Origin of the sequence: Flavivirga rizhaonensis (assembly GCF_004791695.1) — a bacterium.
In the GTDB taxonomy this organism is placed as follows: Bacteria; Bacteroidota; Bacteroidia; order Flavobacteriales; family Flavobacteriaceae; genus Flavivirga; species Flavivirga rizhaonensis.
On record NZ_SRSO01000025.1, the window covers coordinates 53,121 to 66,880 of the forward strand.

Annotated in this window: 10 protein-coding genes; all 10 read right to left on the reverse strand. The window is 32.9% G+C overall.

What is annotated here, in order from left to right:
* Window positions 1-2: 2 nt before the first annotated feature.
* The 10 genes from EM932_RS16050 to EM932_RS16100 all read right to left on the reverse strand — a co-directional run bounded on the left by EM932_RS16050 (window position 3) and on the right by EM932_RS16100 (window position 13,631).
* Window positions 3-215 (reverse strand): hypothetical protein, encoded by a 213-nt coding sequence (locus EM932_RS16050; protein WP_135878221.1) that lies wholly within the window; start codon window positions 213-215, stop codon window positions 3-5.
* A gap of 121 nt (window positions 216-336) precedes the next feature.
* Window positions 337-885, reverse strand: coding sequence for a sigma-70 family RNA polymerase sigma factor (locus tag EM932_RS16055; protein ID WP_135878222.1), 549 nt, complete (start codon window positions 883-885; stop codon window positions 337-339).
* A 3-nt stretch (window positions 886-888) separates the two neighbouring features.
* Window positions 889-3,696 carry a Kelch repeat-containing protein gene (locus EM932_RS21090; RefSeq protein WP_211344302.1) on the reverse strand — a complete coding sequence of 936 codons (2,808 nt, stop codon included), beginning with the start codon at window positions 3,694-3,696 and terminating at the stop codon, window positions 889-891.
* Window positions 3,697-3,699: 3 nt separating this feature from the next.
* Window positions 3,700-4,833 carry a glycoside hydrolase family 5 protein gene (locus EM932_RS16070; RefSeq protein ID WP_246041115.1) on the reverse strand — a complete coding sequence of 378 codons (1,134 nt, stop codon included), beginning with the start codon at window positions 4,831-4,833 and terminating at the stop codon, window positions 3,700-3,702.
* A 563-nt stretch (window positions 4,834-5,396) separates the two neighbouring features.
* The gene (locus tag EM932_RS16075; protein WP_246041117.1) at window positions 5,397-9,497 is read right to left on the reverse strand and encodes a hybrid sensor histidine kinase/response regulator transcription factor; all 4,101 of its coding nucleotides are present in this window, start codon (window positions 9,495-9,497) and stop codon (window positions 5,397-5,399) included.
* 257 nt (window positions 9,498-9,754) lie between these two features.
* Window positions 9,755-10,180: a GlcG/HbpS family heme-binding protein gene (locus tag EM932_RS16080; RefSeq protein ID WP_135878224.1), complete on the reverse strand. Its 426-nt coding sequence runs from the start codon at window positions 10,178-10,180 to the stop codon at window positions 9,755-9,757.
* A 2-nt stretch (window positions 10,181-10,182) separates the two neighbouring features.
* Entirely contained in the window at window positions 10,183-11,142 is a 960-nt protein-coding gene (locus tag EM932_RS16085) for a sugar phosphate isomerase/epimerase family protein (RefSeq protein ID WP_135878225.1), read from the reverse strand.
* A gap of 19 nt (window positions 11,143-11,161) precedes the next feature.
* Complete coding sequence (locus EM932_RS16090) at window positions 11,162-11,722, reverse strand: D-lyxose/D-mannose family sugar isomerase (RefSeq protein ID WP_135878226.1); 561 nt, start codon at window positions 11,720-11,722, stop codon at window positions 11,162-11,164.
* Between the two features lie 15 nt (window positions 11,723-11,737).
* Window positions 11,738-13,003 carry an MFS transporter gene (locus EM932_RS16095; RefSeq protein WP_135878227.1) on the reverse strand — a complete coding sequence of 422 codons (1,266 nt, stop codon included), beginning with the start codon at window positions 13,001-13,003 and terminating at the stop codon, window positions 11,738-11,740.
* Window positions 12,996-13,631 (reverse strand): GntR family transcriptional regulator, encoded by a 636-nt coding sequence (locus tag EM932_RS16100; RefSeq protein WP_135878228.1) that lies wholly within the window; start codon window positions 13,629-13,631, stop codon window positions 12,996-12,998. The genes EM932_RS16095 and EM932_RS16100 overlap by 8 nt, the downstream gene beginning before the upstream one ends.
* Window positions 13,632-13,760: the final 129 nt, after the last annotated feature.

Genomic DNA, 13,760 nt, shown 5'->3' on the forward strand with positions numbered 1-13,760 from the left:
TATTATTCTAGTTTTTGCTTTACATGTTTCCAAGCAAATTCAGTATCTAATTCAATTATTTCTGAAATATCTTTTCCCCTGCTTTTTAAAGCTTCAAGACGATAAAACATAAATTCATTTATATATGACTCGTCCATCCAGCTTCTAAAATCCGCTTCTTCTTTTCCAGTTAAGTTATAATCTAGTTTTCTTATTATCAGTTTTACTATGTCCATTATTATGACGCTACGAAAGCTATTTATAATTAAGACCCATATAGACAGAAAACGGGTAGCGTAAAAATGAGGAAATCACAATAATAAGCTTAAAAAAATATAAATTACATAATCATAAGTGTTAAAAATATGTATTTAGTAATGTAACACGCAATATTTTAAATGCCTTCTTTAAATGAAACTTTACTGTATTTATTGATATTCCTAACGCTTCAGCTGCATTTTTATATTTAGCTCCTTCAAATACACACAATTCGAAAACCCGTTTACTTTGTTCTGATAATATGCCTAATGCATCTTCTATTTTAGCTTTGTTTTCAAAATCAATTAAAAATTCTTCGTGAGATGGTGATAAAGCCTCCAAACTATAATCCTTAATCGGTACTGTTTTTTTTGTACGTTGTATTTTTTTCAGGCTAGTATTACGAACAGCCATACTGATATAATTTTTTAGATCTAAAATCTCAGTATTCTTCTTTCTGTTTAAAATTTTCACAAAAACATCTTGAACCATGTCTTCTGCTTCAGACATATCTTCCATATAGCTATATGAAAGTAAACACCATTCTTTGTAGTGTTTCATAAACATAGCCTCTATTTGAGGTTTTTGACTGATTTTTAAAATGTTACTGCTCAACATATCTATACAATTATTTTCCCCAGAAATCATACGTTAGTCATTTATCTTTTTTATTAAACAAACCCAATCTTGTTGGATAAAATGGTCTTTTGTCGATGGCGGAGTTCCTAACTCGACCACACTTCCTCCCTTTATTTTTTCTTTAGAGCCTTTTTGTAAGGCACCTCCATTTAAAGGGTCATACCAAGCAACACTAAACGCTCCTACTTCGGTTTTTAAATCAATTGTGGGCTTCTTTTGTTTTGGTAGATATACCGCATATACAACTCCCTTTTTATGTAAACAATAGGCGTTTGATGTATTAATTAAAGTATGTTTGGGTGTCATTTCCCAGAACGGCAAATAATTTTGAAAAAACGTTGTGGCATGATTTGTTAACTCCCAAAGCCTATCTCTTTCTCTCCAATCTTCTGAGTTAAGATCATTATGAGGGTGCTTGGCGCCAAAATACCATTCCACTCCTGCGGCTCCAGATAATAGTGTTCCCCAAAGTGCATATTGTCTCAAAGTATCATGGTTTGGGTCTTCACTATCTGGTAAAGCTGCTGTATGCCACATGCCTATTTCATCCATAGTAATCAACCAATCATGATTTTTTGCTTTGGCTTTTGTTCTCCATGTTTTAACGACCTCTGGTGCCAATTCTCTTTTATCTTGCTGAAGTGATAAACCATCTAAATATTGGAATCCTAAAATTGAGTCCAAAATTTTACTACGCAACGGATCATGAGAATGTGTATGTAACAATACAGGGTGATTATAAGGGTCATTGTCTTTTAAAAACCTAGACATATCTTTTCTTTGGCGGTCATTTTGTCCCACAGGAGACCAAGAAGCTGGACCATTTTCTTCACCTAAATTCCAATTAAGTGCTAAATGATGAGCGAAACGAGCAATTAATTCTCTGAAATACAATTGTCGCATAACACTTGTATCCCCATTATCCAATATGGTTTCATTTTCTGTTTCTTGCACTACCATATGCAACAAAATACCTTTGGTCTGCATGTGTTGAAAAACAATTTCCCACTGTTCCAGTTTACTAACATCGAAACGTGAAAAGTCTTCTGGGCTATTATAAGGCCATACATCTTTACCATCTCCAAAAATGTTCATCGTTAGAAAGTATGCAGAATTCATACCTTTAGATGCTAGGTAATTAATGGCTCCGATAAGTGATTTCCCTTTACCGTTTTTCCAACTTGGATCGCCAGATTTCCAGTCTTTTAGATGTGCAGCGTATTTGTGAATTTCATCATTGGTACTGGCTTCTCCTTCTCGACTTGAAGCTTGCATTCTATAAGTACTGTCGAAGTCTACATAACCTAATAAATTTTCAGGACTATTAGTTCCTCCTTTTATCCAGTATTTATCTGAGTCTTGAAACTTATAATATCCTTTGGAAGCATGTAACCTTCCCTTAGCTCTAAAATCCGAACCTTCTTTATCTGAATTAACAACTATAAACTGACCTTCTGAATTTGATAGTTCAATAGACTTTCCTTTCGTCAAATCTTCTTCTAACGCTATACTGTCTTGATGATGTAATATTGCTGTATAATTCCATGTTCCTAGATAATCAGGGGTAAATCTTACTTTCCAAATATTCCCTTTATCTGTACCTGTTTCGGAAGCATTACCATCGGCTGCATAAAAACCTCTAACTCTATATTTTGTTTTTTTATGTATAAACTCAACACTTAAACGGTAATTTAAAAAGGGATTATCTGGATCTAATTCAGAAGTTTCTGGTCCTTCAAAAGGAAGTGTTACAGTATGCCATTGTTTATAAACAGGCATACTGTTTGCCAAATTAACAACATCATTACTAGTTTTAGATGGAAGCTTTAATCGTTCTATAGAAGTAAGTTCTGGGTTTCCTCCTCGATTACCACAACCAGAAGCTATATATAGATAACCACCAACAACTGCAAAACCTGAACCATGACGGCCTTGTTTTAATGATGGCCATTGATTCCACATTTTTGTTTTGCTATTATAGACTTCAACCTCATTATGCGCTGATTCTTGCACGATACTTTCTCCTCCTCCTATAATAATATTATTATTCCATGCAAAGGCAGCATTACCAGCCCGAGTTGTTGGAATCTCCAGATTAGTAGTTACAGCTTCCCATTGTTCTGTTTTAAAACTGTAGACATTTCCATAAGCACTTGTTAATGCCATATCCTGATCTGTAATCTTTGAAGTTCTTCTTCCTGCAAAAGCATATAATTTATTGTTGGTCACTACTGCTTGGAAATGATCTCTTGCATCTGGTGCATCTTCCAAAACACGCCATATTCCTGTTTTTGGATCGTACTCATCTAACCACGTTTTATAACCATTCATATGCCCATTTGTGATACCTCCCACTAAATAAATCTTATTGTTATAAACAACAGCTCCTGCGCCTCCACGTCTTCTATCCTTTGGAATAGAATCTCCAAATACGTATTTATCTTGCTCTGGGTAATAAATCATGATACGTTGTAATGGCTTTTCATTAGGCCATTTACCTGTCATGGCTCCAACAATATATACCGCAGTGTCTATTACTACTGGTTGGAAATGGTGTAATTCAATAGGTGATGGTGATTTAGCAGACCAAGTATTCGTTTTCGTATTATAAGCATTTGTTGGATTGATACGTCTACCTCCTATTAAGAGAATTTCATCTTTATATGCTACAAAACCTGCTTCATGTCTTGCTGTTGGTTCGCCTTTAGCATCTATCGTTTCCCATTGCCATTCGTTGGAATTCAAAGAATCACAACTTTGATACATTGCTGAACTAAATAGCATTAAAAAACAACTAATATGTAAAAAAAGATGTTTCATATTTTAATTACTTCCTAATACAATTGATATGAGGTTTTTATTTTCTGTACCATCAGGGTGAATCAATCCAAAATTGTCGCTTTTGTAATTCCAGTTGGCATATCCAATACCTGTTTCTTCAAAAAGTTTAATCATATCTTCATACCAAATAAGTGTTTCTTTTTGTGGTGCATTAGAAATAATTCCAAACTCTCCACAATACAATGGCAAGCCTAATTCTTTAGCTTTTTTAATAGGTTTTTGCCACATCTCTAGCAATATATCTTTGCTAAACTTTACTCCAGCCCATTTTTCGACTTCTACTTTTATATCCTTTGGAAGGGTTTCAAATTCTTGTTCTGTTAAAATCTCGCCTGGATAATGTACTGGTCCTTTATAATCTTTTAAGCTTGTCCATTCTGCGGCATAGTGACTTAAAAGAAAAGGTTTATAAAAATGGAAGCTTAAAAGGATGTTTTTATCATTTGCAGGCACTCTTAATGCATCAAAGGTTTCTACTGCCTGCCATCTGTTAGACCCTATAACTATGGTACGTTCTTTCTCTAATTCGCGAATGGCTGTAAAAGCTTTGGTTAATAAACTATTCCAGGATTCATGATTATCTGCAACAGCCTCATTCATTAATTCGTAGGCAACTAAATTATTTGGAAAATTTTTTAATGATTTTGAAAGATCTCTCCATAGGTCAAAGAATTTCTCTTGTTCTGCCAGGTCTGTCCATAAAGGCTTCTCTTTTGCATTAAAGTGATGTGATCTTAAAATGTGTAAATCGATAATTACTTTAAGGTTGTTTTCTGCACACCAATTAATACAATTGACCATTAGCTTAAATGCAGCTTGATGTCGATTTCCTTTTTCATCCCACATTTGTTCTTCATCTATTGGTAACCGAATATGATCAAACCCCGTATTCTTAATTCTTTTAATATCGGTTTCTGTAAAGAATTGTTCTCGTTCTATACCTCTTCTATCACTTTGCGACAACCAATGCGCTATATTGGTACCTCTTTTGACTTCAAATTTTTCAAAAACTACTGTTTTTTCTGAGCACCCTGTAAGGATAGCCATTATACCAAATAAGGTTAACAGCTTTGATATAACTGTTTTAATAGACACTATTTTAGTTCTTAATTGCATAGATCTAGATTCTCATATATTTACAAATACCAGTACCAACAGAAACATTAAAATCCCAATTAATAGAATTTCTAATATTAGCTTTTTGTTTATTTTATTCCGATTCATAGGTTATTGATAATACTCAAACTTAACATTTCATTAAGAGAATAATTGCCATATAAAATGCAGAATATGAAAGAATTGTAGCGTTTAAAGCATATCTATTACATATGCAACATTTGTAGCATGTCATGCAACATTTGTGCTTTTGAATCATTTGATTGTATTGAATATGAGGGTTACAAATTGGGCAAATACTTGAAATTACTATAGTATTGCTCTTATCTTTGTGGAACTGAAAGTAACTTGATTAAAATAAGCCCATTTTAAGCCCCAATCAATGTTTTCTTTGGAAAAAATCGTAGAAACTTGTATTATGTGTCATGTCTCCTATCGTCGACATGACGGAAAAATACAATTGTACACTCCCCGTCATTTTACCCCAGAGGGAGAAATCACATAATCATTATAACATAAATTAGCAAATGTGAAATGGAAAGAAATTATTCTTATGAAAACTCTTATTTAGTTTCAATTTCTGTTGGTAAAACTCCAAAATGGGCTTTAAAACATTTAGAAAAGTATGAAGGTGAAGCAAATCCAACACTATAACATGCTTCACTTATGTTTGAACTGCCTTTTTCAAGAATTTGTTTTGCTCGCTCAAGCCTTATTCTTCTTACAAATTCATTAACGGTTTGACCGGTTAATGCTTTAACTTTTCTATAAAGTTGACTTCTACTCAAGTATAAATGAGTCGCTAACTCTTCTACACCTAAATTTGAATCACCTATATTTTCATTAATATAGCCTAGTAATTTTTGTATAAAGTCCTTATCAATTGAGCTGGTATTTACATTGTCTTCTGCGCCACTAATTGCACTAAAATACTTATCGAAAATGAGGCGTCTGCTTTTTATTAACTGAGTTAAACGAAGTTTTAAAAGTTTAAGATCAAAAGGTTTAACCATGTAGGCATCTGCTCCATTTTCTATACCTTCAATCCTATTTTCAATAGTGGCTTTTGCCGTAAGCATTAACAAAGGAATATGACTGGTTGAAGAGTCTGTTTTAATAATTTTGCAAAATTCAAAACCACTCATTTCTGGCATGATAACATCGGTAATTATAACATCAGGAAACGATTCTCTAGCAATTTTAATCCCTGCTTTGCCGTTACTTGCTAATAAAACTTTGTATTGGTCGCTTAGCTCTAGTTTTAAATAATCTCTTAGTTCAATATTATCTTCAACAATAAGTATGGTATCTGTTTTTTGAACTTGAATACTTTCATCTAATTGTTCACCAATCTCAACAGTTGGAATTGTTAAAAAATCTTCTTTTTTCTCATGTAATGTTTTGTCGCTTAAAATAATCTCTTTTTCAGAAAAATGGGCATTACCAGATGCTAATAGTATTTTAAAAGTTGTACCTTCTCCTATCTTGCTTTTAACATTTATAACCCCTTTATGTAGCTTTACAAAATTTTGTACGACTTCTAATCCTATGCCTGTACCGCCAAAATAAGTTTTGTTCTGGCCTTCAACTTGATAAAAACGTTCAAATATTTTTGATACTTGATCTTCTTCTAATCCTGGTCCTGTGTCTGAGATTATTATTTCTATTACTTCCACAGGATTTTCACCATCAATTAGCGGTAACACGTGTAACTGATCTGTTGATAAAAGTTCTATGGTTATAGTACCTCCTTCTGGAGTCACTTTAATGGCATTAGACAATAAATTAAAAATTATTTTTTCAAGCATTTTTGTATCTGCCCAAACTGTTACATCTGGCATGTCCACATCTACGCTTAATAAAATATTTTTTCTAAAAGCTTCCTCCTGGAAATAGCCTACTATATTTTCTGAGAATTCTATTAGGTTTATCTTTTCTGCTCTTACATTCATTTTTTTTAACTCGAGCTTCCTTAAATCCATTAACTCATTAATAAGCCTGTAAAGCCTGTCAGTATTCTTATAAATAATTGCGTGCTTATTTTTAATTTTTTGAGGCAAATTAAGATCTGCGTTATTAATAATATCCTTAAGAGGGTTTAAAATTAGTGTAAGAGGAGTTCTAAATTCATGTGAAATATTTGTAAAAAACTGAATCTTCTTTTTGTTTAATTCATCATTTTGAATTTGCTGTAAACGTTCATTTCTGATTAATTCTTTTTCTTTAATTCTACTTTGCGTTAACTGATTTAGCAGATAAATACCTAAAAGAAATAATAACAAGTAAGAAAAAATCGCCCAATTTGTTTGCCACCAAGGTGGTAGTACTGTAATTTTTAATTCTAGCGGATTTTCATTCCAAACACCATCATTATTAGCAGCTTTTAACTTAAAAGTATAGTTACCAGCATCCAAATTAGTATAGGTAGCACTTCTTTTTTGCCCAACATAATTCCAAGTAGTTTCGTAGCCTTCTAAATAATACGCATAGTTGTTCTTTTCTGGTCGGGTATAATTAATTCCAGAATATTCAATGGTAAATACAGACTGTTTATATGTTAAGCAAATACTATCTGTTTCCGAAATAACCTTATTAAGTGGTCCTCCTTCATCTTGTGGAATAACCTTTTCATTAAACAGTTTGAAATTTGTAAGGTATAAGGATGGAGGACTATTATTAATTTTGATTTGCTTCGGGTTAAAATAATCTACGCCTTTAAAGTTTCCAAAATATAGTAACCCATCTGTTCCTTTTAATACGGAACCAAAATTAAAATCATTTGATAATAAGCCATCATTAATGGTGTAGTTAGTGAAACTAAAATCCTTTAAATTAATTTTTGTTAGCCCAGAATTTCCACTTATCCATAAATCATTATTAACATCTTCTGTTATTGCCGAAACATTTTCTTCATTAAAACCTGAAAACTTATTATACCAAATAAATTCATCTTTCATTTTATCATATTTACAAACCCCTGCCCCTCTTGTACCAATCCATATGTTCTTATTGGAATCTTCATAAATTGAAAGAATATGGTTAGCATCATAAGAATTCTTATATTCCTCTGTCATTTTATTACTTAATACTGTAACATTTAACGCCCCATTTTTTAGATTTTCGACTTTAAACAGACCATTTGTTGTTCCCAACCAGATAACATCTTCTGAATCGACTAAAACTTTTCTAATATCTTTTTCAGAAAAACCGTTTTTTATAAAACCATCTGAGCTATGTTTTTTTATTTTTTTAGTTATTGGGTCATACGAATGGAGTCCTTCAGCAAATGTGCCAATCCAAATTATACCATTGGAGTCTTCAGACATACTTATAATTGTATTCGATCGTAGTGCTCCTGCCGTATTTTCTATACTATAATTAATAAATTTTTTTTCTCCTTTCTTCAAAATAAAAACACCACTGTCCCAACTGCCTACCCAAATGTTTTCATGAGAATCAACAAACAATGTTTTAATATAATCTGATGTCAATCCAGAATAGATCGATTTATCTTGACTATTTACATGTGTGATTATGGAGTTTTTTGGATTGTAAATATCAATACCTCCCCCATCGGTTGCAATCCAGATGTTTTTAGAGCTGTCTTCAATCATCCCCATAACAGAGCTTATTCTTAACGAGTTGTCATTAGTAGGTAAGCTTTTAATATTTAAAAATTTATCATAGAGCTTATCGCTAATAGCTACGCCACTATTAAAATAGCCTATCCAAATACGCTTGTTATTATCTACAAATAATGACCAAATCGAATTATGTAAAATACTATTCTCTTCTACTTTACTCGAAACATAGTTTTTAATAATGTTTCCATTCTCTTTAATATGAAAAAGCCCGTCATTTTCTGTTCCAACTATCAGAGTACTATCTGATAATTCTACTATGTCCATTATTTTCTTAGTAGAAAGCTTTAATTCTTTAACCTCAATAATACTACTATTTACATCATTACTTAAAGTACATTTATAAACTCCTTTATTAATCTGAAAACCAATCCATAGGTTATTTTTAGAATCTATAAATAGTGTTTCTATGTTATCGTCGATGGATTTATTGTCTTTAGAAAACAATCTGGTATGAATAAGTTTATTGTTAACAAAATCAACTTCTTTAAGCCCAAAATTTGTACCTAAAAACGTTTTACCCTGTCTAGAATGTTGTATACTATTAATGTATATCTCTGATCCGTTTTCGTAAGTTGAATTCAAAACTTTTTCAATACTGAATGTAGTCATGTTTAGCTTAAACAAGCCTAAGCCATACGTCCCAATTAATAAATTATTTGACGAATCTTCTTCCAAAGACAGAATTAATTCACGGTTAACATTATTGATGTCTAATGTGATTCTTTTAAACTGATCTAATGCTCTATCATAAAGATTCAAACCATTTTCTGTACCTACCCAAAGTCTATTTTTACTATCTAAATAAGAGCATTCTATCCTACCACTACTTAATGACGTAGTATCTCTTAATCTATGCTTATAAACAGTATAATCTATGCCATCAAACTTGTATAACCCAGTGCCACTAGTTCCAATCCAAATAAAGCCATAATGGTCTTGAATAATATTTGAAACCCCAGCTTTAGGAATCCCGTCTTTTATATTAACAAAATGAAATTCCTGATGAGACTCTTGCGACATGGTAAATAATGGCAGAAGTAATATATAATAAACAAAAAAATAAATTACATTTTTCATATAAGAATCACTCTTTATTTAGGTATGTTAAAATTACCATTTTTAGATTTTATACTAATATAGTCGTAATAGCATCTATTTTTTTTAGTTATTTATCCTAATTTAATAAAACCCTGTAACTAATTCGTTATAGGGTTTTTGTTATTAATTGATTTATTCATCAAAATAAACTTGATCTTAAAATATAGATTATAAAAGATTTACCACTCTTTATTCTCAAGAGCTTCCAAAACGACTATTTCATCCATCTCTGCATCCATGGTACCTGCAACTGCAATACCTCCTATTAACTCATCTTGGTACCATATCGGGTACCCTCCTTTTAAGGGAACATATGCATCAGATATTGCTCCATCTAAAACTAACATTGGTGTTCTACCTTCTAGTATCACTTTTTCAATATCTATTGATGGTCTCATAAAGGCTACAGCGGTTGCAGCTTTACCAATTGCTATTTTGGAAGCACCGCTCATAGTATTTTCAAGACTCTCCAATAAAATAGGGTTTCCTCCTTTATCAACGATCGCTATTGCACCAGGTACTTTATGCTTATTAGCAGATTCAACAGCTGCATTCATTAGTGATTTTGCATCACTATACGTTATTTTAAAAACCGTTTTTGGCATCTTTAAAGTCTATAAATTTCTTTTCTTACTAATTTCATCAAGTCCATATGCTTTTCTTCATGCATTAGTCGTCTGTATTTATTTCTATCCAGATTCCCTACAATATTCCAAATAGCTTTATTCATTTCTGTATGCTCTCTAAAAAAGCCAAGCATGTCAAAAATTCTAGGCGAAGCATCAGCAGTAAAATATTTGTCGTATCCAAATTCTTTGGCGTAAAAGAAGAATTCCACTGTATGCAAAAAGTTTCTTGATCCACCTATTAAATCCCAATCAAATTGCCAGTCATTATCATTAGTATGTAAATAATAATCAATATTTGATTGCTCACACATTGCAAGTACTTCTGCTGGGTTTTCTTTAGCCAACAGTGAATGACCAAAATCTATTGTTATTCCTGTAGCTGCATTTTGAACTTCTTTTAAGAATACAATCGTCTTGGCGCAGCTATCTAAAAAGCAATTCACTCTAGTCTCATTGATTTTGTATTCGACGAACAAAGGCATTTCTGGTTTATAATCTGCAGCTTCTGCAAAGGCATCAATCATATACTTCCACCCTTTTTGGTAGTCAACCTGAAATAGATTATCATAACCATCCGATAAAGGACAGCATGTAACTAAGGGAGCTCCAACTGCTATGGCATAGTCTTTAGCATCTTTGATCATTTGTACCGCATCATTTCTTAAATTTTCTTTTGGTCTTGATAATGCTCCAGGAACCCATTTGGTTTCTTTTTTGATATTTGCATTAACAGCTGCAAACTCCAACCCCATGTCTTCCATCAATTTTTTTGTTGCATCTGCTGCTTCTGTTTCATAAGGAAACACGATTTCTACACCTGTTACACCATCAATTTTTTGAACAATTTCCAATCGTTTTTTTAATCCTGTAGGCTCTTGATATTCAGAAAATCTATCTTGTGTTTTGCTTAAAAATGCTGTAATTATACTCTGTTTCATTTATTTTAATCTTTATATATTAATATGCGCCATTAGGCGCTTTCTCAATTATTGTATTCCTAACTATATTAGGGTCTGTAAACTGGTCATTTAAATCGGTTACAGTAGTTGAAAACGAATACATGACCGCTCCTTTTTCGCCTGCTTGAAACCAATGTTTTGTACCAGCTGGAAGCTCTAATTGGTCTCCTGGACTCATTACGACTTCGTTACGCATGGTATAACAATCTTCTTTGCCATCAACAATAAAGCCATGTTTCATATTATTTTCTCCAGGAATATAGAAGTATAACTCTCCGCTAATTGCTCTTATGACCTCTTCTTTACCAGCATCATCCCCAACCGTAGGATGCCAATGCTCTGGTTCTGTTTGGTAAGGTAACAACACTAATATCTTACCAGCTATTCTATTTGTCTGAAACATCGTTAGTATCTGGATCCCTTCTTTTTTAAGGTCACTTAAGCCAAAGTCAGCCGCTGTTATCTTTTTTTTATCTTCAGGAGTAAGTAATAAACCCGCAGCTTCAATCATTTCTATGGATTTTTTACAGACTTCTTTAAATTCTTCAAATTTTATCATTTCATTATCTATATTTTATGTCAATTGCAATGGTTTTTGTGGTTTTACAGCCAACCACATAGGTATAGCTAACAGGTTTAATACTGCTGCTAAAAAGAAAAAGGGTGTATTAGAGCCTGTAAATGCAATCATGTATGGAAACGCTAGGGCCGTGAAAAAAGATCCTAGGTTGCCTGCCATATTCATAGTACCACTTACTGTACCTGAATGTTCTTTTCCTATATCTAAACAAACCGACCATGAAGGACTTAAAGTCATATCTGCACCAAAAACAGCTAGAGATATAAAAACAACAGCTCCTACAACTTCATTCATGTAAATACTAGCCACAATGCCTATAGCTGCCAATGAAAAACCAATTATAGCTGGTAATTTTCTTGACAAACTCCATTTCCCTTTTCTATAAATAACATCTACCAGCCAACCAGAAACCCAATTACCCAAAGCTCCAAAAATAAGCGGGGCTGATGAGTAAAAACCAGCTTCTACCATATCTAAATTATACTTTGCTTTAAGGTGCGGAAATAACCATGTTAAACAGAAAAAAAATGTAAAATTACTGCTAAAGTATTGCCCCATCATGAGCCACATTGCCTTCGATTTGAATAACTTTTTAAATGAGATAGATTCTTTATTACTGCTTACTTCTTGTGTATTTTTCTTGATTATTTTTAACTCATTCTCATCAACCGAAGCATGATTTTCTGGCGAATCCCTATACCACCAATACCAGATCAATGCCCATAAAACACCAATGGCTCCAAGAATAACAAAACTCATTCTCCAGCTGGTAAAATCTATTAACCAAGCCACCATTGGAAGCGCTATCGCTGCTCCAATTCTGCCTCCAGAGAAGTTTATCCCATGCACCAAGCCTCTTTCTTTAACTGGTATCCAATTAAAAACTGCGCGTGCCATACTAGGAAATGCTCCTGCTTCACCAACACCAAAAAGAAACCTAACAATTATTAGAGCTACAAAATTATAAACAGCTCCCGTTAAAGCTGTAAAAATGGACCAAAGGGTGACTACCGCAGTGAGAACCTTTCTTGCTCCAAATTTATCTGCCAGATAACCAGAAGGTGTTTGAAACAATGCGTAGCCTAAAGCAAAAATGGACAATACCCATCCCATTTGTTTATCTGATAACCCAAGATCGGTTGCAACTGGATCTTTCGCCACTGAAATTAGAATACGATCAAACAGAACGATCATAGCCAAAATAAAGGTGCCAAATACCATACGGTATCTTACTGGAAAAAAACGTCCCTTGCTACTCATTTATCTTTTTCAAAATTAATTGCTTTGTTTTATCTAAATGTTCCTTGGCTAATGATTCAGCTAGGTCTGGATCTCTTTTCTCAATGGCTTCAATAATCGCCATATGTTCTGGAAGTGTTTCATCAGGCAGCCTTAATAAACCAATCAAATCCATACATACTAATAAATTACCTTGCTGGAATAGTCTGTGCAAAAAACCATTTCCACTTCCTTTCATTATCATATCATGAAATTTTGCATCTGCCTGTTGGTATGCAGAATCATCAATGCCACCATTTAAAAAAGGAGAAAATAGTTTTCTAAGGTCATTTATCTCACTAGGTCTGGCATGATTGGTAAACAATCTAACAGCAGTTCCTTCTAAAGCCATCCTACAATCAAATATTTCTACAATCTCTATATCTGAAAATTCTTTTACTATGACGCCTTTTCTCGGTATAGACTCTATTAAACCTTCCCCTTCCAGCATTTGCAAAGCTGATCTTAAAGGCGTTCTACTAATCCCCAAAGTTTCTGCAAGCTTATCTTGGACTATTTTTTGTCCAGGAGCTAGTTCTTTAGACATAATCATGGCTCTTACCTTGTTATATGCCTGAGCGCTTAATTCATTATTGAAAATTTTATCCATACAAATTATACTTCGTATACGGTATTCATTTTTAGTATACGGTATACAATATTATGAAAAATAAATGAACCACCCTAAATAATATGGTTATATATGTTCTATAATTAATTATAAAATAATGAGTATGAT